Raw genomic sequence first — 26,836 nt, forward strand, 5'->3', positions numbered from 1 at the left:
CGGATGGGTCAGGTGGCAAGCGGGACGATGGCGCCGATCACGCCTCGACCCGGATCGGGATGAACTGCCTGGCCGCCTCGCCCTCGCGGCTGCTCTGCCAGGGGTCGCGGGCGTTCTTGAGGGCGTCGAGCAGGCGCGCGTGCAGCCGGCGGCGGTTCTCGGCGTCCTCCACGACCTGCGCCTTCACGTAGTCGAGGCCGACACGGGCGAGCCAATGCACGGTGCGTTCGAGATACCAGCCCTCCTCGCGGTAGAGCTGCAGGAAAGCGCCCGAATACTCCATGACCTCCTCGTCGCTGCCGACCTTGCACAGGAATTGAGCCACCTCGGTCTTGATGCCGCCGTTGCCGCCGACATAGATCTCGTAGCCGGAATCGACGCCGATCACCCCCACGTCCTTGATCCCGGACTCCGCGCAGTTGCGCGGACAGCCGGAGACAGCGAGCTTGACCTTGTGCGGCGCGTACATGTCGAACAGCATCCTTTCGAGCTTGATGCCCATGTCGATGGCAAGCTGGGTGCCGAAACGGCAGTGCTCGGCGCCGACGCAGGTCTTCACGGTGCGGATCGACTTGCCATAAGCGTGGCCGGAGACCATGCCAGCGGCGTTGAGGTCGGCCCAGATCGCAGGCAGGTCCTCCTTCCTGATGCCGAGCAGGTCGATGCGCTGGCCGCCGGTGACCTTGACCGTGGGCACCTCGTACTTCTCGGCGGCATCGGCGATGGCGCGCAGCTCCGCCGGCGTAGTCACCCCGCCCCACATCCGCGGCACCACCGAGTAGGTGCCGTCCTTCTGGATGTTGGCGTGGGCGCGCTCGTTGATGAAGCGCGACTGCGGGTCGTCCTTCGCTTCGTGCGGCCAGGACGAGATCAGGTAGTAGTTGATCGCCGGGCGGCACTTGTCGCAGCCGTCGGGCGTTTTCCAGTTGAGCATGCCGAACACCGCCTCCTTGGTGACGAGGTGGTGCTTGTAGATCGCCTCGCGCACCACCTTGTGCGAATGCTCGGTGCAGGCGCACACCGGCTTGTCGCTCGCACTCACCGCCTGGTAGGCGCCGCCCACCGTGGACGCGAGGATCTGCTCGACCAACCCGGTGCAGGAGCCACAGGACGATGCCGCCTTGGTGTGCTTCTTCACCTCATCGAGGGAGAACAGGCCCTTCTCCTTGATCGCCTTGACGATGGTGCCCTTGCACACACCGTTGCAGCCGCACACCTCGGCGCTGTCGGGCATGCTGGCGGCGCGGTTCTCGCCCTTGTGGCCGGCGTCGCCCAAGCGGTTCTGGCCGAACATGAGCTGGCCGCGCAGCTCATGAACGCTCTGGCGGTCCTTCATGAGCTGGAAGTACCAGGAACCGTCGGCGGTGTCGCCGTACAGCACCGAGCCGACGATGCGGTCGTCCTTGAGCACCACCCGCTTGTACACGCCGCCCAGCTTGTCGTGCAGCACGATGTCCTCGGTGCCCGGGCCGCCACTGAAGTCGCCCGCCGAGAACACGTCGATGCCAGTCACCTTGAGCTTGGTGGAGGTCACCGAGCCGAGGTAGCGCCCAATGCCATGGTTGGCGAGGTGGTTGGCGCACACCTTGCCTTGCTCGAACAGCGGCGCCACCAGGCCGTAGGCGACGCCACGGTGCGCCACGCACTCACCGACCGCGTAGATGCGCGGGTCGGTGACGGTCTGCAGGGTGTCGGAGACATGGATGCCACGCACCCGCCCGCTGCCGCAGTACAGGCCGGCCGACTCGGCGAGCGCGTAGTTGGGCCGGATGCCTGCAGCGACCACCACCAGGTCGGCGGCGATCTCCATGCCGCCCTTGAAGCGCACCGAACCCACGCGCCCGGCACCCCCGGCACCCTCCTCGCCGCCGGTGTCGCCATGGGCGCTGCGCGCCGGCAGCAGCGCCTCGGTCTGGCGTGCGAGCAGGAACTTCATGCCCTTGGCTTCGAGCGAGGCCTGCAGCATGTCGGCTGCCACCTTGTCGAGCTGGCGCTCCATGATCCAGTCACCGATGTGCACCACGGTCACGTCCATGCCACGCAGCATCAGCCCATTGGCGGCCTCCAGGCCGAGCAGGCCGGCACCGATGACGACCGCGTGGCGGTACTTGCCGGCGGCCTCGATCATCGCCTCGGTATCGGCGATGTCGCGATAACCGAGCACGCCAGGCAGATCGTTGCCGGGGATGGGCGGGATGAAGGGCGTTGATCCGGTAGCGAGCAGCAGCCGATCGTAGTCGGCCTCGGTGACGCTGCCGTCCTTGGCTTCGGCGGCCACCCTGCGCCTCACCCGGTCGATCTTCGTCACCGTGCTGCCCGCATGCAGCTTGATGCCGTTGTCGCGGTACCAGTCGAGATCGTTGAGCATGATCTCGGGCAGGGTCATCTCGCCTGCCAGCACCGGCGAGAGCAGGATGCGGTTGTAGTTGCCGTGCGGCTCGGCACCGAACACGGTGATGTCGTAGAGGTCGGGCGCGAGCTTGATCAGCTCTTCGATCGTGCGCACGCCGGCCATACCGTTGCCGACAAGGACGAGTTTCATCTTCTTCATGGTCTTCTCCGCGACAAGGCCAGTACGTTCGAAACGGAAACGGCGCCCACTCCGCCCAGCCCTTTGGGCCGTAGCGGAATGGACGCCGTTGTCCTGAAGCTGGAAATTTCTGGGCAGCGCTCGCTGCCGGGTGCCCGACCGCCTTTGGCCGGTTGCTGAACACTTCAAAGCATCAAACATGCCAAGCCGGGCAGGCCGCAGCACAGGCCCGGAATCCGGGGCATAGATCCGGTTTCTGCGCTGCAGCTCGCACGAACGTCCGGCCTCGCAACGTCTTCGACCGCACTGCTGCAGTGCAGCAGTCGAGCCCCGATGCACGCCGATGGTGCAATCCGCGCCAGCAGCCCAGGCGCGCATGGCTCACGCCCCGCAACGCAATGCCGCGGCTGGAGCCCAGCCATCGCAACGCAGCAGGCTGCCCTCAGCTCCGCCCCGGCAGAAATGCCTCCATCGCGAGCGCGGCCTCGGCAACCTCGACGATGCGGCGCCCCTGGTTCATCGCCGTCTGCCGCAGCAGGCGGTAGGCCTCATCCTCGGCGAGCCCCTGGTGGCGCATCAGCACTCCCTTCGCGCGCTCGACGAGCTTGCGCTCCTCCAGGCTCGCACGTACGGCAGCGAGTTCGTCACTCATCGCCTGCAGCCGGCTCGACTGCGCATGCAGTACGTCGACGATCGAAGCGGCCAGACGCGGCCCCATCGGATCGGGCACCGCGGGCCTGCCCGCCCCGCCCTCCAGCCCACCATTCAGCCCGCCGAACTCACCGGCGCGTCCTTCCTCCGCCCCTTCTTCACCCATGCGCACGCCGGGCGTGGCCCCTGCGGCGTCCAGTCCCTCCATTCCGTCCAGCGCAGATGCGAGCCGCTGCGGGTCATCCGGATCTGCCTGCAGGGCCTCGCTGCGCCGCAGGCATTCCGTCCTCAGTGCCGCGCCAAGCAGCACTTCGACCTCCCGCACGCGGTCGAGGCGCAGCGAGCAGCAGGCAAACCACTCCTGGGCCCGCTCGGGCACGCCCGCAACAGCCTGCCCATCTGCAAGCAGCTTGCGGCGCAGGCGCTCCAGTTCGACGAGTGGCATCGCCTGCTGCACACCCTGCCATGCCGTCCGCACATCCTCCGGAGAAAAGGCCTCGAAGCGCTGGAAGCACGCCTCCTGACCCTCGATCAGATACAGCAGCGGCGGGCCATCCACTGCCGGATCGGCCGTCGCAGCAAACACCGCCGTGCCCAGCGCACGTTCCTGGCCAGCGAGCTCCTTGCCCTGCATGAGGTTGAACAGCGCCACGAGCAGCCGTGAAATCGCGGGATCGGCTGCCACGTCCGCCGCCTCGAGCACCAGCGCCAGCAGGGCAGCGATGGTCCGCCTGAAGTGCGCTGTCGCCTCGGCGACGGAGCAGCGCTGGCGCACGATCGCCTCGCGCAGATCGGGGAGCATGTCGACGCGGTGCAGCGCAAGGGCGATACGGGTAAACAGCCGAGCGCCGCCGGCCACAGCGAAACCTGGCACGGCGTCACGGATCTCCGGCCGCCCCAGCCAGGATCGCACGGCCGCCTCCGCGCTGCGGCTTGCCTCGGCATGCTCTTGCCGTTCCGGGCCAAAACGCGCGCCCGTGGAAGCCAGAAAAAGGTTTGAGGCGCCGCGCTCGCCTTGCAGGCGATGCACGAGTTCGCCCACGAGCTGGACGAGCTCGCAGCTGCGCGCAAGCTGTTCCAGCTCGTGGATCTCGCTGCGACGAGCAGCGACGAGAAAGGCCAGGGTCGATTTCACGCGGGGCTCCCGAGGGTTCTTGTTCTGCGGCCGGGGCCGCAGGGGTAGAACCAAGCAAGAGCCGTGCGCAGCCAGTGTCAGCGTGGGCGAGGAGGCAGCTTCCGTACCTGATCGATGAGCTGTTCGCCAGCCTCGTCCGCGGGCCCCTGCCAGCCATCGAAATGCAGCAGCTCGGGCAAGGGCATGCGCGGCAACCAGCCCGCAGCCTCGAGTTCGGGCTGGGCGTGAAACGCGCTCACGTGACCGATGCACAGGTAGGCGATCGGTACGATTTCACGCGGGATGCCCAGCACCTCGCGCAGCGCCTGCGGGTGCAGGATGCTGACCCAGCCCACGCCGAGGTTCTCGGCACGCGCGGCCAGCCACAGGTTCTGCACCGCACACACCGCGCTGTACACGTCCATCGCGCCGATGTGGGTGCGGCCGATCACCACCGGCCCATGGCGGCTGCGGTCGCAGGTGATGCAGATGTTCACCGGCGACTCGAGGATGCCTTCGAGCTTCAGGTTGCGGTAGGTGTCGCGCTTGCCTTCCTCGAACATCTGTTCGGCCTCGGCGTGCGCGGCAAGGAAGTCAGCATGGATCTGCTCGCGCACCGCGCGCGAGCGCACCACGATGAAATCCCAGGGCTGCATGAAGCCTACCGAGGGCGCGTGATGAGCGGCATCGAGCACACGCGCGAGCACCTCGTCGGGGATCGGATCGGGCAGGAACTCGCCCCGCACGTCGCGGCGGGTATGGATGGCGCGATAGACCGCGTCGCGCTCGGCCGCATCGAAGCGCGGATCGGCCTGGAAGCGCACGGGGCCGGCGCTGCCGGCCAGGTCGTTCGTGACCGGTTCTTGGGTAAATGCGGGCGCGTCGGTACGCGCCGGCGCGGCATGCGCCTGCGTCGGGCTGCTCATGAAGTATTCCCCTTGTCGTCGAGCAGTAGACAGCCACCGACCAGGCGACTGCTGGGTGCACTTCGAGGCCGGTCTTCCGGCTGCGGATCAACTCGTCCGGACGCCTTCCCGGTCCTTGCGGACCAGTGACTGGGCGAACCTTGCCCGGACAATCCCCTTCACGGCGCTGGGCGCGCGGTGGGTTTGCACCACCTTCCCGATTCTCCCGCGCAGCGCGCGGGCACCTCGAAGCAAACAGGGGCGCAAGCTTAGCCGCAAACGGGCTGCCGCGGCAAAAGACGTGCGCTGGGTCAGTGCGTTCCTGCAGCGCCCGCACGGTGGCGTGCCGGGCGCAGACCGGACGAGCAAACGCGTGCGAGCCGCCTAGCCAGTTTCAGCCCCGCTGGCGGCGCGCCTCGAACAGGCAGATCCCGCTCGCCACCGACACATTGAGGCTCTCGACGCTACCGTGCATGGGGATGCGGGCAAGCGCATCGCAGGTGTCGCGGGTGAGGCGACGCAGGCCGTCACCTTCGGCGCCGAGCACCCACGCCACTGGCACCTTCTGGTCGATGTCGTAGATGGACTTGTCGGCTTCGCCTGCGGCACCGACGATCCACACGCCGGCGTCCTGCATCTCGCGCAGGGCGCGGGCAAGGTTGGTCACGGTGATGTAGGGCACGGTATCGGCGGCGCCGCTGGCGACCTTGACCGCAGTGGCGTTGAGGCCCACCGCGCGGTCCTTGGGTGCGACCACCGCATGTGCACCGGCGGCGTCGGCCACACGCAGACAGGCGCCGAGGTTGTGCGGATCCTGCACGCCGTCGAGAACCAGGATCAGCGCATTCTCGTCCAGGCTGTCGAGCACGTCGGCGAGCTTGATCTCGCGCCGGGTGGCGTCGACCTTGGCGACCACGCCCTGGTGGCGACGGGTGCCCACCATGCCGTCGAGCTTGTCGCCCTCGCTCTGCAGGATGCGCACGCCGGCAGCCTCGGCCTGGGCAATGAACTTCTTCACCCGCGCGTCCTTGCGGTCACCGGAGAGGTAGATCTCCAGCACCGATTCGGGCGCATGGCGCAGCTTGGCAGAGACCGCGTGGAAGCCGTAAATCAGCTTGGTGGGAGTGTTCTCGGGTGCTTTAGCCACGGTCGGTGCCCTTGGTGGTGGTCTTGCGGCGGGCGCGTCGTGCCGGAGCCGCAGTCGGGGGCGCGGATTCTAGCGCTTCGGCTGCGGCTACGGCGACTGGTTCGGCGGCGGACTTCTTCGTACGCGCCTTGCGGGGCTTCGGCTCGGCGGCTTCCGACACGACAGCGCTCACCTCGAGGGGCGGCGCGCCGGCAGACTTCTTCGCACGGGTGGCGCGCGGCTTGCGCGCTTTCTTGCTCTCTGCCGGCGCCGCAGCCGCGGCTGGCACTTCGGCGGGCTGCGCAGGCGCCTTCGGCTCGGCCGGCAGCTGCCCTTCAATGAGGCGGAAGTCGATCTTGTTGGTCGCCATATCCACCCGTACGAGCTGCACCTTGACCCGGTCGGAGAGGCGGAACTGCTTGCCGGTGCGCTCGCCCATGAGCGCGTGGCGCATCTCGTCGTAGTGGAAGTAGTCGCTCCCGAGATCCGAGATGTGCAGCAGGCCCTCGATGAAGATGTCGTCGAGCGCGACGAAGAGGCCGAAGGGCACGACCGCCGACACGCTGCCGGTGAACTCCTCACCGACGCGGTCCTGCATGAAGTAGCACTTGAGGAAGGCGACCACGTCACGGGTGGCCTCGTCGGCGCGGCGCTCGGTCATCGAGCAGTGCAGGCCGATCTGCTCCCAGTCGCCCGGGCGGTACTGGTCACCGCCGAGCGCGGCCTTGATTCCGCGGTGGATCAGCAGATCGGGATAGCGCCGGATCGGCGAGGTGAAGTGGGAGTAGGACTCGTAGGCGAGGCCGAAGTGGCCGACGTTGTCCGGGCTGTACATCGCCTGCTTCAACGAGCGCAGCATCACGGTCTGCAGCAGTTGGGCGTCGGGGCGATCCTTGACCTGCTCGAGCAGCTTCGCGAAATCACTCGCGCGCGGCTCGTCACCGCCGCCCAGCCCGAGGCCGAACTCCTTGAGGAACTCGCGCAGCTTGGCGAGCTTGTCCTCGGAGGGCGAGTCATGGACGCGATACAGCGCCGGGTGCTCGCGGGTGGCGAGGAAGTCGGACGCACACACGTTGGCGGCGAGCATGCACTCCTCGATGAGGCGGTGGGCGTCGTTGCGCGTCTCGGCCACGATCTGCGCGATCTTGCCGTTATCGTCGAAGATCATGCGGGTTTCGGTGGTCTCGAAGTCGATCGCGCCGCGCTTGGCGCGCGCCTTGAGCAGCACGCGGAAGAGCTTGTCGAGGTTCTCGAGGTGGGGTAGCAGCGCGGAGAGTTCGGCGCGCACCGCCGGATCCTGCTCGTACAGCGCGGCGGCGACCTGGGTGTAGGTCAGGCGCGCGTGCGACCAGATCACCGCAGGGTAGAAGCGGTAGTTCTTGATCTCGCCGGTGGCCGAGATGGCCATGTCAGCGACCATCGCAAGGCGCTCGACCTGGGGGTTGAGCGAGCACAGGCCGTTGGAGAGCTTCTCGGGCAGCATCGGGATGACGCGGCGCGGGAAGTACACCGAGTTGCCACGATCGAAGGCGTCCTTGTCGAGCGCGCTGGCAGCATCCACATAGTGCGAGACGTCGGCAATCGCGACGATCAGGCGGTAGCCCTTGCCCTGGCGCTCGCAATACACCGCGTCGTCGAAGTCCTTCGCGGTCTCGCCGTCGATGGTCACCAGCGGCAGTTTGGTGAGGTCCTCGCGGCCGGCCCAGTCCTTCTTGCGCACAACGTCGGGCAGCTTGCGCGTCTGCGCCTTGGCCTCGGACGAGAACTCGAAGGGCAGGTCGTGCTTGCGCAGCGCGATCTCGATCTCCATGCCGGGGTCGGCATAGTTGCCGAGCACCTCGACGATGCGGCCGATCGGCTGGGCGTACTTGGTGGGCTGCTCGACCAGCTCGACGGTGACGATCTGGCCCGGCTCGGGCTTCTTGCGCCCACCGGGGGCGACCAGGATGTCCTGCGCCAGGCGGCGATTCTCGGGCACGACGATCATTACGCCGTGCTCGTTGATGACGCGGCCGACGACGCGAGTGTTGGCGCGCTCCAGCACTTCTACCAGCTTGCCTTCGGGGCGGCCACGCCGATCGGTACCGGAAATGCGCACGATGACGCGGTCGCCATGGAGTACCTCGCGCATCTCCTTGGGGCCGAGGAAGATGTCGGGCTCACCGTCATCGCGACGCACGAAGCCGAAACCGTCGGGGTGCCCCTCGACGCGGCCCTTGATCAGGTCCGCCTTGGAAGGCAGCAGGTAAGCATCACGCCGGTTGCGGATGAGCTGGCCGTCGCGCTCCATCGCACGCAGCCGGCGATCGAAGTGCTCCAGCTCATGGGGAGCGATATCGAGCGCGGCACTGAGCTCCGAGAACGGCATCGGAACACCGCGATCGGTGAGAACCTGCAACACGTACTCACGGCTGGGGAGCGGGTTCTCGTACTGCATCGCCTCGCGGGCGTGGAAGGGGTCCGCGAGGCGGATCGCGCTCGCCTGTACTGCGGCGGCCTTGCGCGCCGCGCGGCTGCGCCCCGGACCGCGAACGGGCTTTTCGTGGCTGGCTGTCTGCGGCGCCGTGCGCGCGTCCGCGCGCTTGGCGGCAGCGCCAGCCCGGTCACAGGACGCCTTCCTGGGCTCGGACTTGCGCGCCGCAGGGGCTTTCTTTGTTGCAGGTGCGGCAGCGTTGCCACGTTTCTTTTCAGTTTGTTTCGTTTTGCGAGTCATTGACAATCTTCATTTCGTGCTTATAATGCGCGTCTTCTTGCCCAGATGGCGGAATTGGTAGACGCACTAGTTTCAGGTACTAGCGCCGCGAGGCGTGGAGGTTCGAGTCCTCTTCTGGGCACCAGTTTCACAGGAAAGCCGCTCTTCGGAGCGGCTTTTTTGTTGTCCGTTGTTGTCCGTCTCTGTCCACTGTCGTACGGCTTCGGGGCTCGCAGCAGAGAAACCGACAAATCGCTTCACGCACGCGAGCGACTTTGCTATTATGCGCGTCCCTGCCCAGATGGCGGAATTGGTAGACGCACTAGTTTCAGGTACTAGCGCTGCGAGGCGTGGAGGTTCGAGTCCTCTTCTGGGCACCAGTTGCAGGGAAAAGCCGGCTGAAAGCCGGCTTTTTTCGTTCACCGCTCTGCTCACGCGAAGCGACTCGAAAGGACTGTGGGAGCGGGCGCATCCACGAACGCCTGCGGTGCAGGCAACACTCGCGGACACGCCCGCCCCCACAGATTTCAGCACGCCCGCGAGGACCTGCTTCGGCTGCAAACCGCGATCAGGCACCAAACGGGTGGCGCCGCAGGATGGTCTCGTCGCGTTCGGGGCCGGTGGAGATCACGTCGATCGGGATCTCGCAGATCTCCTCGATGCGGTGCAGATAAGCGCGTGCCTCCTGCGGCAGAGCGTCCCAGCTCTGCGCACCAAAGGTCGTGCCGCTCCAGCCCGCCATGGTTTCGTAGATCGGCTCGCAGCGCGTGACCTCTTCCGAGCCCATGGGCAGCAGGTCGATGCGCTTGCCGTCGAGCATGTAGCCGGTGCAGAGCTTGAGTTCCTCGAGGCCGTCGAGCACGTCGAGCTTGGTGATGCACAGGCCGGTCACGCCGTTGATGATGATCGAACGCTTGAGCGCAGCAAGATCCAGCCAGCCGCAACGGCGCTTGCGACCGGTAACGGTGCCGAACTCGCGACCCTTGGTCGACATCTGCTCGCCCGGCACGCCCTTGGTTTCGATGTCGAGTTCGGTCGGGAACGGGCCGCCGCCGACGCGGGTGCAATACGCCTTGGTGATGCCCAGCACGTAGTGCAGGCGGCTGGGCCCGACGCCCGAGCCCGCCGCGGCCTGTCCGGCCACGCAGTTGCTCGAGGTGACGAAGGGATAGGTGCCGTGGTCGATGTCGAGCAGCGTACCCTGCGCACCCTCGAACAGCAGCGAGCCCCCCGATTTGTTGATCGCGTAAAGCTCGGCGGAGACGTCGGCCACCATCGGCAGCAACTCTTCGGCGTCCGCCATCGCCTCGTCGAACACGGCCTGGAAATCGACCGGCTCGGCACCGAGGTGCTGCGTCAGCACGAAGTTGTGATATTCGAGATTGGCCTTGAGCTTGGCGGCGAAGCGCGCACGATCGAACAGGTCGTACACACGCAGCGCGCGGCGCGCCACCTTGTCCTCGTAGGTGGGGCCGATGCCCTTGCCGGTGGTGCCGATCTTGTCGTCCGCGGACTTGGCGGCTTCGCGTGCGCGGTCGAGCGCGCTGTGGTAGCCGAGGATCAGCGGGCAGCCCGGGCTGATGCGCAGACGGTCGCGCACCTTGATGCCGCCGGCCTCCAGCGTGCGGATCTCGGACAGCAGGTGATGCGCATCGAGCACGACACCGTTGCCGATGAAGCAGGCCACGCCCTCACGCACGATACCCGAGGGCACGAGGTTGAGCTTGTACTCGGTCTGCCCGATCACCAGCGTATGACCGGCATTGTGTCCGCCCTGGAAGCGCACGACGCCCTTCGCATGGTCGGTCAGCCAATCGACGATCTTGCCCTTGCCTTCGTCTCCCCACTGGGTGCCGACGACGACGACGTTCTTTGCCATTTTTTTACTCTCCCTGTAACGGCACGATCGCCCAGCGATCGCCCCGCTTCACCAGTTGCCGGTCGCAGCCGGCTTCGTTCCAAGTTCCTTCGTGCCCGGGCAGCGCATTCATGACGATCTCGCCACGCGCGCGCAATGCCCCCACCTCCTCCGCCAGCGCCGCGTCGCCTTCGAGGGGCGCCAGAATCGCGCCCGTCATCGGCGCCAGTTGGGGCAGACGCCAGACAAGCTCGCGCAGATCGAGGCTGAATCCGGTCGCCGGACGCGCGCGCCCAAACGCTTCGGACACCCGGTCATAGCGCCCACCCAGCGCAAGCGCTGCAGGCGAGTCCGCACCATAAGCGGCGAACACGATGCCGCTGTGATAGTGGTATCCGCGCAGGTCGGATAGATCGAAGCTCACCGGCAGATCGGCGAGGGCTCGCGCGAGCGCACGCAGTTCTCCGAGCGGACCAGCGATCTCTGCATCCTGCGGCAGCCGCGCAGCCGCCTCATCCAGCACCTCGGCGCCACCATACAGACCCGGCAGCGCGAGCAGCGCGCCACGCACCGGCTCGGACACGTCAGCGAGCACCCTGCGCAGTTCCGGCACGTCCTTCGCCTGGATCAGGTCGAAGAGTTCGACCTCGCGCTCGGGGGTGAGGCCGGTACGCGCGACCAGCGCGTGAAACAGGCCGACGTGGCTGATATCGATGCGCGAGGCGGGCACTTCGGCCAGGCGCAGCACCTCCGCCAGCAGGCGCAGGATCTCGATGTCGGCTTCGACGCCGGCATGGCCGTAAACCTCGGCACCGACCTGGATCGGCTCGCGCGTGGCGGTGAGCGACGAGGGCACGGTATGCAGCACGCTGCCGCAGTAGCACAGCCGCGACACCCCCTGCCGGTTGAGCAGGTGGGCGTCGATGCGGGTGACCTGCGGCGTCATGTCCGCGCGCACACCCATCGTGCGTCCAGAGAGCTGATCGACCAGCTTGAAGGTGCGCAGCTTGAGATCCTGGCCGGCGCCGGTGGTCAGCGAGTCCAGATACTCCAGCATGGGCGGCATCACGAGCTGGTAGCCGCGCAACCGGAAAGCGTCGAGCAGCCTGCGGCGCAGGGTTTCGAGCTGATGAGCGTTGGACGGCAGGGCGTCCTGAATGTGATCGGGCAATACCCAGCGCATGAGCGTGTCAGAGGAAGAGGAAGAGCAGGATCACCCCCAGCAGCATGGAGGTCAGCCCGATGAAGCGGATCTGGCCGTCCGCCATGCTGGCGAGGCGCAAAAAGGTGTCGCGCCAGGCGGCCGGCGCGACGAAGGGTAACAGGCCTTCGATGATCAGCATCAGCGCGAAGGCGGTCAGGAGCGAATTTCCCATGCGGGCGTCAGTTGCGCGCAGCGCCCCCTGAGTCCTTGAGGAAACGGAAGAAATCCGAGCTCGGGTCTACGACCATCACATCGTCCTTGCCCGCAAAGCTGGAACGATAGGCCTCCAGGCTGCGGTAGAAGGCATAGAAGTCCGTGTCCTTGCCAAAGGCCTCGGCATAGATGGACGTCGCCTTCGCGTCGCCTTCACCCTTGATCTCCTGCGAGGATCGGTAGGCTTCCGCGATGATGACCTCGCGCTGACGGTCGGCATCGGCGCGGATGCGCTCGGCTTCCGCGGCGCCCAGAGAACGCAGTTCGTTGGCCACGCGCGTACGCTCTGCCTCCATGCGGCGGTAGACCGATTCCGAAACCTCGTTCGGCAGATCCACGCGCTTCAGGCGCACGTCGACGATCTGCGCGCCGATGGTGCGGGCATCGCGGTCGGCGCGCTCGCGCATCTGCTCCATGATTGCATCGCGCTCCCCGGACACCACGTCATGCACGGTACGGCGGCCGAATTCCTCACGCAGGCCGGCGTTCACCGTCTGCGTCAGCCGGGTGCGGGCCCGCGCCTCGTCACCAGCCACCGACTCGTAGTACAGCTGGGGGTCGATGATGCGCCACTTCACGAAGTGGTCCACCAGCACGTTCTTCTTCTCGGAGGTGATGAAGCGCTCCGGCTCCGGCGTATCCATGGTCAGGATGCGCTTGTCGAAGTAACGCACGTTCTGGATGAAGGGCAGCTTGACGTTCAGACCGGGGTCGGAGATGACCTCCTTGATCTCGCCAAGCTGGAACACGATCGCATACTGGCGCTGATCCACGGTGAACAACGACATCGAGGCAATCAGGCCGGCGAACACCAGCACGCCACCAATCAGGGACATCTTGTCACGCATCACCGAACCCCCCGCTCACGACTGAACATTCCATCCCGGTTGCGCGGGTCGAAAGATGGCATCGGCGCATCTGCGGACAGGCCCGCCGCCGACTGCGGGTCGACCTTGACCGGCGTGGGGCCGGAGCCGCTCTGCTGCATCAACTTGTCGAGCGGCAGCAGCAACAGGTTGCCGTTGCCCTGCGCATCGACCATGACCTTGGAGGTATTGGAAAGCACCTGCTGCATGGTCTCGATGTACAGGCGTTCGCGCGTGACTTCCGGCGCGCGGCTGTACTCCGCGAACACCTGATTGAAGCGGCTCGCCTCACCTTCTGCGTTAGCGACCACGCGCTCACGGTAGGCATTGGCTTCCTCGATCAGGCGCGACGCTGTACCCCGGGCACGCGGCACGACGTCGTTGGCGTACGCCTCGCCCTCGTTCTTCTGCCGTTCGCGGTCCTGACCGGCCTTGACGGCGTCATCGAATGCAGCCTGCACCTGCTCCGGCGGCTGGGCGTTCTGCATCGTGACACGGCTGACCTGGATCCCCGTATCGTAGCGATCGAGGATGCGCTGCATCAGTTCGTGCGCAGTCGCAGCGATCTCCTCACGTCCTTCGTACAGCACGAAGTCCATGCGGCTCTTGCCGACGATCTCGCGCATCGCGGTTTCAGCCGCCTGCGCCACTGCCTCATCGGGAAAGCGGTTGTTGAAAAGGTAATTCTCGGGGCTGTTAAGCACCCACTGCACGGCGAACTGGATGTTGATGATGTTCTCGTCATCGGTCAGCATCAGCGCTTCGCGCAGCACCTTGTTGCGCTCGGACGCGCGATACCCCACCTCGACGGTGCGCACGCCGGTCAGGTCAACCGCCTCATGCGATTCGATCGGTGCCGGGAGGCGCCAGCGCAGGCCTGGCTCGGTCGTGGAGACGTACTCGCCGAAACGCAGCACCACGCCGCGCTGGTTGGCGTCGATGGTGTAGAAGCCGCTGGCAAGCCAGACGACGAGCACAAGCACGAGCAGCACACCGATGCCACCACCGAATTGCTTGAACGAGAAGCTCGGCAACTGCGGACCGCCGCCCCCGCCATTGCCACCACCGCCGGCGGGGCGGCGGTCATTGCGCTTGCCGCCAAACATGCCCGTCAGGCGCTGATTGAAATCGCGCCATACCTCTTCGAGGTCGGGCGGGCCTTGGTTCGCTCCGCGATTGCGGTCGCCGCGGAGATCGTCATTGCGATGGTCGTCGCCGCGGTTGCCGTCTTCGCGGTCGCCATCGCCGCCGCCCTGGCTACCCCAGCGTGGATCGTTGAGTGACATGAGAATGCCTGTTATCACGGTTGTTGTGGTCTTCCTTCCGCCGTGCCGTCATTCCGGCCGGCCTTGTCACCAAAGGTCTGGCGCGCCACTTCGGCGAGCGCGTCGCGAAGCAGGTCGAGACCTTCCCCCGTTCGGGCGCTCAAAAAAATGCGCCTGATCTTATCACAGTCCCCACGCTCGACCGCTGGAGCCGCCCGCGTGAGGTCGATCTTGTTCCACACCAGGATCTGCGGCACATCGGCCGCACCGATCTCGGCGAGAACCAGGTTCACCGCCTCGATCTGCGCGTCGCGATCCTCACTCGCAGAATCGACGACATGCAGCAGGAGGTCTGCCTGCGCCGTTTCCTCGAGCGTGGCCTGAAAGGCCGCAACCAGCGCATGCGGAAGATCGCGGATGAAACCCACCGTGTCCGACAGCACCACATTCACGCCTGCCCCCTCCTCACTCCGGTCGCCGCCGACGTAAAGCCGGCGGGAGGTGGTGTCGAGGGTGGCGAAGAGCTGATCGGCTGCATATGCGCCGGCCTTGGTCAGCGCATTGAACAGGGTGGACTTGCCCGCATTGGTGTACCCGACGAGAGAGACAGAGAGAACGTCTCGGCGTTCCCGGGCGCGTCGCCGAACCTTGCGCTGCTTCTCGATCTGCGCGAGCCGGGACTTGAGCATCTTGACTCGCGTACCCAGCAGGCGGCGGTCGGTTTCGAGCTGCTTTTCGCCCGGGCCGCGCAGGCCGATGCCGCCCTTCTGCCGCTCGAGGTGTGTCCAGCCGCGCACCAGGCGGGTAGCCAGATGCTCGAGCTGGGCGAGTTCCACCTGTAGCTTGCCTTCGTGGCTGCGCGCGCGCTGGGCGAAGATGTCGAGGATGAGCGCCGTGCGGTCGATCACCATGCACTGCAGCTCGCGCTCGAGGTTGCGTTGCTGCGCCGGCGACAGCGCGTGATTGAAGATCACGATGTCCGCGCCGTGGGCGCGCAACGCCTCGCCGACCTCCTGCACCTTGCCGCTGCCGGCGAAGAGCTTGGAGTCGGGCGCCGCACGCCGCCCCTGGACGACCGCCTCGACGCTCGCGCCGGCGCTGCCGACGAGCAGCTTCAGTTCGGAGAGCCGCTCCTCGATCGCACCCTGGCCAAGATCAAGCTGAACCAGGACCGCGCGTTCGCCGGACGTGGGGCGCTCAAACATGCGCGCCTCCTGCCGCCGGCGCGCGACCGGCTCGCAGCTTCGTCACGGGGCTCAGTTGCCGCCCTCTTCCTGCTGGATGACGACCGGGCGCGCGGGCACCACGGTGGAGATGGCGTGCTTGTAGACCATCTGGGTGACGGTGTTCTTGAGCAGCACGACATACTGGTCGAAGGACTCGATCTGGCCCTGGAGCTTGATGCCATTGACCAGATAGATCGACACGGGGATGTGTTCGCGACGCAGGGTGTTCAGGAAGGGGTCCTGCAGGAGTTGCCCTTTGTTGCTCATTATTGAACCTCTTTATATTGTGTTTATAAGAATGTTGTGGATTTGTTGCTGCGCTGCGACATGGCAGTATGCTACGAAATCCGGGTGTGGAAAAAGGCTCTCGCCGGAATTTCGTCAACTCCGGCTTGCGTAAGGATTGTGCGTGGTGCGGAACTGAACGCGCAAGGGCGTGCCCTGGAGCTTGAAGGCCTCCATGAAGCAGCGCTCCAGATAGCGCTCGTAGGACTGCGGGATATCGTCCAGCGCGTTGCCGTGGATGACGATCACCGGCGGGTTCATACCCCCCTGGTGCGCATAGCGCATCTTTGGGCGGGCCATGCCATGCCGCGGCGGCGCCTGGCGCGCGATGGCCTGCTGCAGCGCGCGCGTCAGGCGCGGCGTGGACAGATTGGCCGTGGCGGCGGCATAGGCGGCATCCACCGATGCGAGCAGGCCCCCGATGCCCTGCGACTTGAGCGCGGAAATCTGGTGGAAGCGCGCGAAAGACAGGAAGGATAGCTTGCGCGCGATGTCGGCCTTGAGGCGCTCGCGCCGGTAGTCATCCACCGCATCCCACTTGTTGATCGCCACCACCAGCGCGCGCCCGGCCTCGAGCGCGAAGCCGGCGATGTGTGCATCCTGATCCGAGATGTCCTGCGCGGCATCGAGCACCAACACCACCACATTGGACTCCTGCACGGCCTGCAGGGTCTTGATCACGGAGAACTTCTCAACCGCCTCGAACACCTTGCCGCGACGGCGCAGCCCGGCGGTGTCGATCAGAGTGTAGCGCTTGCCACCGCGCTCGAAGGGAATGGAAATCGCGTCGCGGGTGGTACCCGGGAGATCGAAGGCAATCACTCGCTCCTCGCCGAGCAAGGTATTGACCAGCGTGGACTTGCCGACGTTGGGACGCCCGACGATCGCCACACGCGGCCCTTCATCCTCGGAGGACGCCTTTTCGTCGTCTACCGGGAAGGGCGCGAGCACAAGCTCGACAAGTTGCTTGACGCCATCGCCGTGCGCGGCCGATACCGGCAGCGGGTCGCCCAGCCCGAGCGCATGGAAGTCAGCGGCAACCATCGCGCGGTCGATCCCCTCGGCCTTGTTCACGACCAGATGCACCGGGCGCCCCGCGCGGCGCAGGCGCGCAGCGATGTTCTCGTCGTGCGGAGTTCGTCCGGCACGACCATCGACCAGGAACAGCAGCACGTCCGCCTCGGCGATCGCCTGTTCGGCCTGGCGCGCCATCTCGTGCATGATGCCGTCCTTGGCCACAGGATCGAAGCCTGCGGTATCCACCACAAGGTAGTCGCGCTCACCGACGCGTCCCACCCCATAGTGGCGGTCACGGGTCAGGCCAGGCTGGTCGGCGACCAGCGCGTCGCGGGTACGCGTGAGGCGGTTGAACAGGGTCGACTTGCCGACGTTGGGACGGCCGACCAAAACAATGGTGGGTTTCACGGGTTCGCTTGCCTCAACGGACTTCGTAGGCGGTGATGTCACCACCCGCGCCCTGCACGACGAATCCGCGACCATACGCTACCGGATCGGCGGAAATCGCATCGTTGCCCGCACGGTCGCGCGCGGCGAAGCTGCCGGTATCGCGCGTAAGTGCATGGACATAGCCCTGGACATCGCCCACGATCACGTGATCGCCGACGATCAGCGGGCGCGAAACTGCACGGCGCGCGAGCGCATCCTGCTTCCATACACTGGCGCCGCTGGACGCGTCGAGCGCATGCACCGCATCCTGGTCGTCGGTGATCATCGCGAAGCGGGCGTCGCGGTCCATCCCCACGCTGCTCGAGAAGTCACGCGCCCACAGGGGATTTCCGCTCGACGTATCGAAGCAGGCGGCACGCCCCTGGTAGGCGACCGCGCACACTTCCCTCCGTCCGACCACCGGCGTGCCGACGATGTCGGCCACACGCTCGAGTTCAGTCGCGCCGCGCGGCAACGCCACGTTGAGTTCAGTGATCGCGCCGCCATTGGCAAGGTTGATCACGCCGAGCTTGCCCCCCGGAAAGCCGGCGAGCACCACAGGGCCTTCAATGACCACGCTCGCGAAACTGCGCAGCGCAAGCGGCGGGTTGTTGCGCTGATAGGTCCAGCGCTGGCTCCCGTCGCGCGCGTCGAGGGCGATGAGGCGATTGTCCGAAGCACGCACGATCACGAACTCGAGGCTGACCGCGGGGGGCGCGAGCACTTCCGCCCCTACCGGTGCGCGCCAGCGTTCCGCGCCAGTCTGGGCGTCGAGCGCGATCACGGTGCCGTCGGTGGCCACGACCGCAGCCAGGCGTCCATCCGTGCCTACGCCAGCGGACAGGCGCACATCGGTATCGGCGCCCCAGACCTGGCGACCGCCTTCGAAGCGGGCGACCGTGCCCCTGTGCCCCGCGGCATAGACGCTGTCCCCCCAGACTGCGGGCTGGAAGCGGTACTCACCCGCACTGCCGACGCTGGCCCGCCAGTTCACCGCAAGCTCGGCACTCGGGGTGAAACCCTGCAGCGCCGCCGGCTTGGGCGCCGAACTGGAGAAGGGATTCAGGGAAGAGCAGCCGCCCGCGAGCAGCGCAGCCGCGAGCAGGGGCAGGAGTTGAGCGTTCATTGCTTTCATCGATCAGGCTCCGAGCGATTCGAGTTTCACGCGCACCACCTCACGCAGGCTGGCGGCATCATCCCCTTGTGCGGCGAGCGCATCGATCGCAGCCTGCCACGCTGCGCGCGCCTCGGCCGCCTTTCCCTGCGCAGCGAGGATGTCGCCACGCAGATCGTCGAAGCGTGCCTTGAAAGCCACGGTCGGCGCAGCCTGCAAGCGCGCAAGTGCGGCGTCGGGCTCGCCGGCCTGCAACAGCACAGCCGCCAGGCGCAGCCTGGCGAGATCCCGCAGGGCCGGATCCGACCCTTTCTCGGCCGCCCATTCGAGCTGGGCGCGTGCGTTGTCCAAGTCGCCCGCCTCGAACTGCATCGCCGCCGAGAGCAGCGCGCCCAGTTGCGCGCTGACGCTGCCGCCATGCTCTCCGATCAGCCGGCCTGCGGCTTCCCGCGCCTTCTGCGCATCCTGCTTCTCGGCCGCCTGCTGGACCGCGTAATACAGCGTGCCTGCTTCGGCCGCGTTGCGGTTCTGATACCACTGCCAGGCCTGCCACCCCACCGAGGCCAGCGCGGCAAGCACCGCGAGGGTGACGACGAAGTTGCCATACTGGGCCCACCACGCCTTGAGCTCGGATATCTGTTCCTGTTCTTCGAGATCGTAGACCGCCATCATCAAGCCCCTTGTTCATCCTGTTCGGGTTCTTCGGAATACAGCAATGCCGCCATCGCTTCGGGCAGCCCGTCGAGCGCAACCCTCTGCTGCGCGCCCGCACCGCGCAAGGGCTTGAGGCCGACCTCGCCCGCCGCAGCCTCGTCCTCGCCGATCACGATCGCCACCGGCGCCTCGCTTGCGTCGGCCTTCTTCATCTGCGACTTGAAGCTGCCGCCCCCGCAGTGCATCAGCACCGCGAAGCCATGCTCGCGCAGCGATTCCGCGGCGCGCATCGCCACGCGCTGCGCCTGCTCGCCCACGCTGACCACATAGGCGTCGGGAAGCGGCCGCTCGGCCTCACCACCGCAAGCCTGCCACAGCAGCAGCAGGCGTTCGATGCCAATCGCGAAACCTGCGGCCGGCTGGGGCTTGCCGCCCAGTTGCTCGAACAGGCCGTCGTAGCGCCCACCGGCACAGATCGTTCCCTGCGCGCCGAGGCGGGTGGTGACCCACTCGAACACGGTGCGGTTGTAATAGTCCAGACCGCGTACCAGGCGGTGATTGATGCGGTAGGGGATGCCGGCATCCTTGAGGAAGACCTGCACCGCATCGAAATGCGCCTTCGAGTCTTCGCCAAGGTAATCGGCGAGCTTGGGGGCCGCCTCGACAATCGCCTGCAGCTCGGGATTCTTGGTATCCAGGATGCGCAGCGGATTGGTGTGCAGGCGACGCTTGCCGTCCTCGTCGAGTCGGTCCTGGTGCTGTTCGAGATAGGCAATCAGCGCGGCGCGATGCAACGCCCGCTCCTCAGGCGCGCCGAGAGAGTTGATCTCGAGCGAAACGTCCTCCAGGCCAAGGTCCTCCCACAAGCGCGCGCACATCAGGATCAGCTCGGCGTCGGTATCCGCGCCGGCGAAGCCGAGCGCCTCCACGCCGATCTGATGGAACTGTCGGTAACGCCCCTTCTGCGGGCGCTCATGACGGAACATCGGGCCGTAGTAGTACAGCCGCTGCGGCCCGGCCGAGGGGATCAGGCTGTGCTGGATCGCGGCGCGCACGCAGGAGGCAGTGCCTTCCGGGCGCAAGGTCAACTGCTCACCGTTGAGCGCGTCCTCGAAGGAGTACATCTCCTTCTCGACGATGTCGGTGACTTCACCGATCGCGCGCTTGAACAAGGGGGTGGGCTCGACCAGCGGCATGCGGATGGGGCGGTAGCCGTAGCTCTGCAGCCAGTCGCGGACGATGTCTTCGAAGTATTCCCAGGTTTCGGCGTCGGCGGGGAGGATGTCGTTCATCCCGCGCACGGCCTGCAAGGTCTGGCTCATCTGTTCTGTTCTTCTGTTTCGCGCTGAAACGCGGTTGTCGTTCTCGATCGGGGCGCTCAGGTGCCCTTCTTGACGTATCGGGTGGCCACGTAGTTGTCCACGATGGCCTTGAACTCGGCTGCGATGTTGTCGCCGCGCAAGGTCACCACCTTTTCGCCGTCCACATATACCGGCGCCGCCGGTGACTCGCCGGTACCGGGCAGCGAGATGCCGATGTTCGCATGCTTGGACTCGCCCGGACCATTGACCACACAGCCCATCACGGCGAGCGTCATGTTCTCCACGCCATCGTACTGGTCGCGCCAAACCGGCATCTGCGCACGCACATACGCCTGGATGCCCGAGGCAAGCTCCTGGAAGAAGGTGCTGGTGGTCCGCCCGCAGCCCGGGCAGGCGGTAACCATGGGCGTGAAGGCGCGCAGGCCCATGGTCTGCAGGATCTCCTGCGCGACCACAACCTCCTGCGTCCGGCTGCCGCCCGGCTCAGGGGTGAGCGAGATGCGGATGGTGTCGCCGATGCCCTCCTGCAGCAACACCGCAAGCGCGGCGGTGGAGCCGACGATGCCCTTGCTGCCCATGCCGGCCTCGGTGAGCCCGAGGTGCAGCGCGTAGTCGCTGCGGCGCGCGAGGTCGCGGTACACCGCGATCAGGTCCTGCACGCTGGAGACCTTTGCGGAGAGGATGATGCGGTCGCGGCCGAGGCCGTATTCCTCGGCTCTGGCGGCGGATTCGAGCGCGGAAACCACGAGCGCCTCGCGCATCACCGCGCCGGCGTCGCGCGGCTCCGCACGCCTGGCGTTCTCGTCCATGATGCGCGCGAGCACCGACTGGTCGAGGCTGCCCCAGTTGACGCCGATGCGCACCGGCTTGTCGTAGCGGCAGGCGAGTTCGACGATGGCGGCGAACTGCGGGTCGCGCTTGGCACCCGCACCCACGTTGCCCGGGTTGATGCGCAGCTTGGCGAGCGCCTCGGCACAGGCCGGGAAATCCGTGAGCAGCTTGTGACCGTTGTAGTGAAAATCGCCGACCAGCGGCACGTCCATGTTGAGCGCGAGCAGGCGATCGCGGATCTTCGGCACCGCCGCCGCCGCGGCCTCGTTGTTGACCGTGATGCGCACGATCTCGGAACCCGCTCGCGCCAGTTCGGCAACCTGCATCGCGGTGGCGAGCACGTCGGCGGTGTCCGTGTTGGTCATCGACTGCACCACCACCGGCGCATCACCGCCGATGAGCACCTGCCCCACCCGCACCGCGCGGGTGCGGTGGCGACCAAGTGCGCCGGTTTCGATCGGTTCGAGGTCCTGTTGCGGATTCATGGGTCGTTCTTCAGGGAAGGGTCAGACGTGCAACCGAGCCGCGCGTATGTGCCGCGAGATCGACCGGCTTGCCGTCGTGTTCGAGGGTCACACTGGCGGAGTTGCCCACCACCAGCGCGAACGGGGGCGTGCCTTGCACCGTGCGCGCGCTCCCCGCCCGGTTGACGCCGGAATGCAGGATCGTGCCCTTGCCGTCACGCACCTCGATCCACGAGTCGGCCGCAAACCGGAAGCCAAGCGTTCCGGCAGTCGCTTCGGCCCCATCCACCAGCGCGGCGGCGGGCTCCGGCGCTTCGGTACCCGCCGCATCCGCTGCGTTCGTTTCGTTCTCCACGCCTGCGGGGGCGGTCGCTTCGGCTGCCGGCGCCACAGCCGGAGCCGGAGCCGGAGCCGGAGCCGGAGCCGACGCTTCGGCAGCCGAGTCCTTTCCGTCGACCTGGTCCACTGCACCGCCGGCATCCGGCTTCACGGCAGCCGCCTGCTGTGCAGCCGAATCGTCCTCCGCCGCTGCGGGCGGCAGCGCCGGCTCCGCAGTCGGCATGTCGAGCGGCTGCACCGGAGCCGGCGCGAAGTCGGGCGCAGGCTCCAGAACCGCGGTCACCGGCTCGGTACGGAACCAATCGAAATACCAGCCGACGGCAAGGGCCACCGCCAGAAGCACGACCACCACGCCAAACGGAAAGCCTCCGCTACGACGCGCGTCCCCCATGGGGATCTGCCCTTCGGCATTACGGATCGGCGACAGGTCCGGCGTATCGACATCGACCAGGCGCTGCACCGCCTCCAGCAGGGGGGCAGCGTCGATGCCGAGGTAGCGCGCATAGTTGCGCATGAAGCCACGCACGAAGGCCATGCCCGGGAGGGCCGCGAAATCGTCGTTCTCCATCGCGTCGATCTGGCGCGGGCTGAGTTTGAGCGCAAAGGCCACCTCGCCCACGCTCTCCCCGCGCGCTTCACGCGCGCCGCGCAACACTGTCCCGGGCGAGGACACCATGGTCGCAGGCTTGTGCAGGCTCTGATCTTGCATGTCGCTCACTCGTACGCCCCCCGCTCGAGCAGTTTGGTTTCAGGCGATTCGCCGAAGCGGCTGCGCAACTGCGCGGCGTAGCTCTGTTCGGCATCTCCGTTGCCCAGGCGGCGCTCGGTACGCAAGCCCAGCCAGGCCGACGCGGGACTCGGCCCCTGCTGCTGGTGGAGACGGATGAGATGGCTGCGCGCCTCTTCGTAACGACCGCCCCGGTAAGCGATGTCAGCGAGTTGGTAGATCGCGTCACCGTTGGCCGGGTCCGCCTGGACCGCACGCACGAACTGCACCTCCGCCGCGGCATCCTCGTTCGCACGCAAATGACACAGACCAGCGTTGGTGAGCGGGCGGGTGGGATAGCGGTAATAAGGGTTGCGCGCAGCGATCGCGAGCCGCTCCAGCCCCTGCGGGATCTGCCCCTGGGTGCACAGGAACCAGCCATAGCTGTTGTTGAAATCGGGATCGCCCGGTGCTTCACGCAGCGCGCGCTCGAAGTTCTCGCGCGCGCCGGTGTTCTCCTCGATGAGCATGTAGGCCAAGCCGAGCAGGTGGAAGGCCGGCGCATACGAAGGGCTGCTGGCGAGGGCGACACGCGCTTCGTCGATCGCCACGTCGTAGCGACCGATCTCGAAGTAGGCCATGCCCAGGTCCACATGTACGCGCGCACTGCGCTCGAGCGGGGTGGTCGGCGTGAGGTCCGACATCGGCCGACTCCCTGTGGAAGACGGCTCGGCTACCCCGCCCCCCTGCTGCGTGGCGCACCCCCCCACCGTGAGCGTGGCGGCCGCGAGTGCGGCGAGCATCCATCTGGATTTCATTTGCGTTCCTCCATGACCGGCTGCAGCCGAACCGTGCGCCGGGTCTTGTCCTGAACCTGTCCGGCGAGCTGACCGCAAGCCGCGTCGACATCGTCTCCGCGGGTCTTGCGCGTCGTGGTCACGATTCCGGCGTCGATCAGGATACCGGCAAAGCGGCGGATACGCTCCGCGGGTGAACGCTGGAAACCCGAGTTCGGGAAAGGATTGAACGGTATCAGGTTGAACTTGCACGGCGTGTCGCGCACCAGCGCCACCAGCTCTCGCGCGTGCGCATCGCTATCGTTGACGCCGTCGAGCATCACGTACTCGAAGGTGACGAAATCGCGCGGCGCGCGCTCGAGGTAACGTTGGCAGGCGGCCATCAGTTCGCGCAAGGGATATTTCTGGTTGATCGGCACGAGACGGTCGCGCAGCGTGTCGTTGGAGGCGTGCAGCGAGACCGCAAGCGCCACCGGACATTCCTCGCGCAGGCGATCCATCGCCGGCACGATGCCAGAGGTCGACACCGTGACGCGGCGGCGCGACAAGCCGTAGGCGTGGTCGTCGAGCATCAGGCGCAACGCAGTGACGACATTGTCGAAGTTGGCGAGCGGCTCGCCCATGCCCATCATCACGACGTTGCTGATGATGCGCCCGTTGTCCTTCTCGCCGGTTTCGAGATCCTGCGCTTCATCGCGGGCGGCACCGAGCAGCTTGTTGGCCAGCCAGAGCTGGCCAATGATCTCCGCCGCGCTGAGGTTGCGGTTGAAGCCCTGCTTGCCGGTCGAGCAGAAAGCGCAGTCGAGCGCACAGCCGGCCTGCGACGACACACACAGCGTGCCGCGGCTGGTTTCAGGGATGAACACGGTCTCGACCGCGTTGGCGTTACCCACGTCGAGCAGCCACTTGCGCGTGCCGTCGGCCGAGATCGAGTCGCGCACCGGCACCGGCGGGCGGATCACGGCGATGTCCTTGAGCTTGGCGCGCAGGGATTTGGCGACGTCGGTCATCGCATCGAAATCGTCGCAACCCTCGTGATGCATCCAGCGCATCACCTGGCGGGCACGGAACGGCTTCTCGCCCAGCCCGGCAAACCAGGCGACGAGGCCGTCGACGTCGAAATCGAGCAGATTGACCGGATTGGGAGTGCTCATGCCTGAAACTTCACTTGTCGGTAGCGGAGGCCCGCAATGACGGACCGACCGTAATGCAAACGGCCCGAACACGCCGCACGCGGTGCGGAAGGCACCGCGAAGCGTGCGCGACGGGCCGTTGGTACGGACCGCTCAGCGCGAGTAAACGTTCATGCCCGGGAAGAAGAACGCCACTTCCACGGCAGCCGTCTCGGGCGCGTCGGAGCCGTGCACGGCGTTGGCGTCGATCGACTCGGCGAAATCGGCGCGGATGGTGCCCTTGTCGGCCTTCTTCGGGTCGGTGGCGCCCATCAGTTCACGGTTCTTGGCGATGGCATTCTCGCCTTCCAGGCACTGGATCATCACCGGGCCGGAGGTCATGAAGGACACCAGATCCTTGAAGAAGGGACGCTCCTTGTGCACGGCGTAGAACTCGCCGGCCTCACGCTCGGACAGGTGAGCCATCTTGGCGGCGATGACCTTGAGGCCAGCGCCTTCGAAGCGGGCGTAGATCTGGCCGATCACGTTCTTGGCGACGGCGTCAGGCTTGATGATGGACAGGGTGCGTTCGATTGCCATGGAAAACTCCGGGACTGCGCTTGTACGAAGCGCGAGGTTAAGAAAAAAGCGCGAAATTTTAACAGGTTTCGCGTGACACCGATGCGCACGCGGTGCGTGCGAATGTAAGCCGGCGCAAATGCGCGGCCGTCAAAAGCGCAAATCCCCGCCGGGCTTGACCGCCCCGCGGGGATTGCAGCGACCAGCCCCCCGAATCGCCTGACGCGACCGGGCCAGGACGCTTACATCATGCCGAGCGCCTTGGGCAGGAAGGTGGAAATGCTCGGGATGTAAGTGATCAGCATCAGGAACACCAGCATCGTGTACAGCCACGGCATGACTGCCTTGCTCATCTCGGTCAGGCCGGCCTTGGTCACGCCGCTGGCGACGAACAGGTTCAGCCCTACCGGCGGCGTGATCATGCCGATTTCCATGTTCACCACGATCATGACGCCGAAGTGGATCGGATCGATCCCCAGCGCCACCGCAACCGGGAAAAGAATCGGCGCCAGGATCAGGATGATCGATGACGGCTCCATCAGCGCGCCAGCCACCAGCAGCAGGATGTTCACCACGATCAGGAAGCCGATCGGCCCCATGCCGCTGGCGACGATGGCGTCGGCCATGCGCTGAGGGATCTGCTCGCTGGTCAGGATGAAGGAGAACAGTACCGCGCTGGCGATGATGAACAGCAGCATCGCGCTCATGTTCGCCGAATCCAGCAGCACCCGCGGGATCTGCTTGAAGGTCAGATCCTTATACACGAACACCGCAATGAAGAAGGCATACACCGCGCTCATCGCCGCAGCCTCGGTCGGGGTGAACATGCCCGAGTAGATACCGCCCATCACCACGACGATCAGCATCAGGCCCCAGAAGGCCTTGCGGAAGTGCTTGATGCGCTCGCCCCAAGTTGCCGACGGCATCACCGGGTAGTTGTTCTTGCGCGCCACGTACCAGGTAGTCAGCCCGAGCATGAAGGCCAGCAGCAGGCCCGGAATCACGCCCGCCATGAACAGCGCACCGACCGAGGAGTTGGTCGTCACCGAATACATCACCATGACGATGGACGGCGGAATCAGGATGCCCAGACCGCCGGCCGAAGCCACCACGCCGGCACCGAAGCGCACCGGGTAGCCCTGCTTGATCATGGCCGGAATGAGGATCGAGCCGATCGCCACCACGGTGGCCGGGCTCGAACCCGACACCGCGGCAAACAGCGCGCAGGCCAGCACCGCCGACATGCCCAGGCCGCCACGCAGGTGGCCGACCATGGCGGTGGCGAAGTTGATCATGCGCCGCGCCACCCCGCCGTGGGTGAGGAAGTTGCCCGCGAGGATGAAGAACGGGATCGCCATGATCTCGAACTTCTCGATGCCGGTGAACATCTTGAGCGCCACGGACTCTAGCGGCACGTCGGTGAAGATGAACATGAAACTCAGCACGGTGAGGCCGAGCGCCACACCCACCGGCATGCCGATCGCCATGAGGACGACGAGCAGGCCGAAGATTGCAATCGTATTGGTCATTTCTTCGT

The 26,836-nt window shown here is 66.3% G+C and carries 22 protein-coding genes, 2 tRNA genes and 1 riboswitch; of the genes, 2 read left to right on the top strand and 22 right to left on the bottom strand.

Features of this window, described 5'->3' with window-relative positions:
- Positions 1 to 37 precede the first annotated feature (37 nt).
- The 5 genes from nirB to rnr all read right to left on the bottom strand — a co-directional run bounded on the left by nirB (position 38) and on the right by rnr (position 8,763).
- Positions 38 to 2,551, bottom strand: coding sequence for a nitrite reductase large subunit NirB (gene nirB / locus ACPT9U_RS02460; RefSeq protein ID WP_435749759.1), 2,514 nt, complete (start codon positions 2,549 to 2,551; stop codon positions 38 to 40).
- A 421-nt stretch (positions 2,552 to 2,972) separates the two neighbouring features.
- The gene (locus ACPT9U_RS02465; RefSeq protein ID WP_435749760.1) at positions 2,973 to 4,316 is read right to left on the bottom strand and encodes a nitrate- and nitrite sensing domain-containing protein; all 1,344 of its coding nucleotides are present in this window, start codon (positions 4,314 to 4,316) and stop codon (positions 2,973 to 2,975) included.
- Positions 4,317 to 4,393: 77 nt separating this feature from the next.
- Positions 4,394 to 5,221 (bottom strand): 5,6-dimethylbenzimidazole synthase, encoded by an 828-nt coding sequence (gene bluB / locus ACPT9U_RS02470; protein WP_435749761.1) that lies wholly within the window; start codon positions 5,219 to 5,221, stop codon positions 4,394 to 4,396.
- Between the two features lie 49 nt (positions 5,222 to 5,270).
- Positions 5,271 to 5,464, bottom strand: a riboswitch (cobalamin riboswitch).
- A gap of 130 nt (positions 5,465 to 5,594) precedes the next feature.
- Positions 5,595 to 6,347, bottom strand: a complete 753-nt coding sequence (gene rlmB / locus ACPT9U_RS02475; protein ID WP_418364169.1) for a 23S rRNA (guanosine(2251)-2'-O)-methyltransferase RlmB — start codon at positions 6,345 to 6,347, stop codon at positions 5,595 to 5,597.
- Positions 6,340 to 8,763 (bottom strand): ribonuclease R, encoded by a 2,424-nt coding sequence (rnr, locus tag ACPT9U_RS02480; RefSeq protein WP_435749783.1) that lies wholly within the window; start codon positions 8,761 to 8,763, stop codon positions 6,340 to 6,342. The genes rlmB and rnr overlap by 8 nt, the downstream gene beginning before the upstream one ends.
- Positions 8,764 to 9,078: 315 nt before the next feature.
- Here rnr and ACPT9U_RS02485 point away from each other — a divergent pair.
- Positions 9,079 to 9,163 (top strand) — tRNA-Leu (locus ACPT9U_RS02485).
- 150 nt (positions 9,164 to 9,313) lie between these two features.
- Positions 9,314 to 9,398: transfer RNA gene (locus ACPT9U_RS02490), tRNA-Leu, on the top strand.
- Positions 9,399 to 9,586: 188 nt separating this feature from the next.
- Here the strand turns inward: ACPT9U_RS02490 and ACPT9U_RS02495 are convergent.
- From ACPT9U_RS02495 to ACPT9U_RS02575, 17 genes are all read right to left on the bottom strand, one after another.
- On the bottom strand, positions 9,587 to 10,897 hold the full coding sequence (locus tag ACPT9U_RS02495; RefSeq protein ID WP_435749762.1) for an adenylosuccinate synthase: 1,311 nt from the start codon (positions 10,895 to 10,897) through the stop codon (positions 9,587 to 9,589).
- A 4-nt stretch (positions 10,898 to 10,901) separates the two neighbouring features.
- Positions 10,902 to 12,059 carry an ATP phosphoribosyltransferase regulatory subunit gene (locus ACPT9U_RS02500; RefSeq protein ID WP_435749763.1) on the bottom strand — a complete coding sequence of 386 codons (1,158 nt, stop codon included), beginning with the start codon at positions 12,057 to 12,059 and terminating at the stop codon, positions 10,902 to 10,904.
- Positions 12,060 to 12,066: 7 nt separating this feature from the next.
- Positions 12,067 to 12,252 carry a DUF2065 domain-containing protein gene (locus ACPT9U_RS02505; RefSeq protein ID WP_418364172.1) on the bottom strand — a complete coding sequence of 62 codons (186 nt, stop codon included), beginning with the start codon at positions 12,250 to 12,252 and terminating at the stop codon, positions 12,067 to 12,069.
- Between the two features lie 7 nt (positions 12,253 to 12,259).
- Complete coding sequence (hflC, locus tag ACPT9U_RS02510; protein WP_418364173.1) at positions 12,260 to 13,141, bottom strand: protease modulator HflC; 882 nt, start codon at positions 13,139 to 13,141, stop codon at positions 12,260 to 12,262.
- Complete coding sequence (gene hflK, locus ACPT9U_RS02515; protein ID WP_435749764.1) at positions 13,141 to 14,445, bottom strand: FtsH protease activity modulator HflK; 1,305 nt, start codon at positions 14,443 to 14,445, stop codon at positions 13,141 to 13,143. The genes hflC and hflK overlap by 1 nt, the downstream gene beginning before the upstream one ends.
- Before the next feature lie 14 nt (positions 14,446 to 14,459).
- Positions 14,460 to 15,629 (bottom strand): ribosome rescue GTPase HflX, encoded by a 1,170-nt coding sequence (gene hflX / locus ACPT9U_RS02520; protein WP_435749765.1) that lies wholly within the window; start codon positions 15,627 to 15,629, stop codon positions 14,460 to 14,462.
- A 51-nt stretch (positions 15,630 to 15,680) separates the two neighbouring features.
- Positions 15,681 to 15,917 (bottom strand): RNA chaperone Hfq, encoded by a 237-nt coding sequence (gene hfq, locus ACPT9U_RS02525; protein WP_418364176.1) that lies wholly within the window; start codon positions 15,915 to 15,917, stop codon positions 15,681 to 15,683.
- Positions 15,918 to 16,031: 114 nt separating this feature from the next.
- Positions 16,032 to 17,360 carry a ribosome biogenesis GTPase Der gene (gene der / locus ACPT9U_RS02530; RefSeq protein ID WP_435749766.1) on the bottom strand — a complete coding sequence of 443 codons (1,329 nt, stop codon included), beginning with the start codon at positions 17,358 to 17,360 and terminating at the stop codon, positions 16,032 to 16,034.
- A 13-nt stretch (positions 17,361 to 17,373) separates the two neighbouring features.
- Entirely contained in the window at positions 17,374 to 18,516 is a 1,143-nt protein-coding gene (gene bamB / locus ACPT9U_RS02535; RefSeq protein WP_435749767.1) for an outer membrane protein assembly factor BamB, read from the bottom strand.
- Positions 18,517 to 18,519: 3 nt separating this feature from the next.
- Positions 18,520 to 19,164, bottom strand: a complete 645-nt coding sequence (locus tag ACPT9U_RS02540) for a tetratricopeptide repeat protein (RefSeq protein WP_435749784.1) — start codon at positions 19,162 to 19,164, stop codon at positions 18,520 to 18,522.
- A 2-nt stretch (positions 19,165 to 19,166) separates the two neighbouring features.
- Positions 19,167 to 20,471 (bottom strand): histidine--tRNA ligase, encoded by a 1,305-nt coding sequence (hisS, locus tag ACPT9U_RS02545; RefSeq protein WP_435749768.1) that lies wholly within the window; start codon positions 20,469 to 20,471, stop codon positions 19,167 to 19,169.
- A 56-nt stretch (positions 20,472 to 20,527) separates the two neighbouring features.
- Positions 20,528 to 21,787: a flavodoxin-dependent (E)-4-hydroxy-3-methylbut-2-enyl-diphosphate synthase gene (ispG, locus tag ACPT9U_RS02550; protein WP_435749769.1), complete on the bottom strand. Its 1,260-nt coding sequence runs from the start codon at positions 21,785 to 21,787 to the stop codon at positions 20,528 to 20,530.
- A 10-nt stretch (positions 21,788 to 21,797) separates the two neighbouring features.
- Positions 21,798 to 22,814 (bottom strand): helix-turn-helix domain-containing protein, encoded by a 1,017-nt coding sequence (locus ACPT9U_RS02555; RefSeq protein WP_435749770.1) that lies wholly within the window; start codon positions 22,812 to 22,814, stop codon positions 21,798 to 21,800.
- A 5-nt stretch (positions 22,815 to 22,819) separates the two neighbouring features.
- Complete coding sequence (gene pilW, locus ACPT9U_RS02560; RefSeq protein ID WP_435749771.1) at positions 22,820 to 23,629, bottom strand: type IV pilus biogenesis/stability protein PilW; 810 nt, start codon at positions 23,627 to 23,629, stop codon at positions 22,820 to 22,822.
- Positions 23,626 to 24,762: a 23S rRNA (adenine(2503)-C(2))-methyltransferase RlmN gene (gene rlmN / locus ACPT9U_RS02565; protein WP_435749772.1), complete on the bottom strand. Its 1,137-nt coding sequence runs from the start codon at positions 24,760 to 24,762 to the stop codon at positions 23,626 to 23,628. The genes pilW and rlmN overlap by 4 nt, the downstream gene beginning before the upstream one ends.
- Positions 24,763 to 24,894: 132 nt before the next feature.
- The gene (ndk, locus tag ACPT9U_RS02570; RefSeq protein WP_153160961.1) at positions 24,895 to 25,320 is read right to left on the bottom strand and encodes a nucleoside-diphosphate kinase; all 426 of its coding nucleotides are present in this window, start codon (positions 25,318 to 25,320) and stop codon (positions 24,895 to 24,897) included.
- A gap of 221 nt (positions 25,321 to 25,541) precedes the next feature.
- Positions 25,542 to 26,828 carry a TRAP transporter large permease gene (locus ACPT9U_RS02575; RefSeq protein WP_418364184.1) on the bottom strand — a complete coding sequence of 429 codons (1,287 nt, stop codon included), beginning with the start codon at positions 26,826 to 26,828 and terminating at the stop codon, positions 25,542 to 25,544.
- Between the last annotated feature and the right edge of the window lie 8 nt (positions 26,829 to 26,836).

Source organism: Thauera sp. AutoDN2 (assembly GCF_051280715.1).
Classification (GTDB): domain Bacteria; phylum Pseudomonadota; class Gammaproteobacteria; order Burkholderiales; family Rhodocyclaceae; genus Thauera.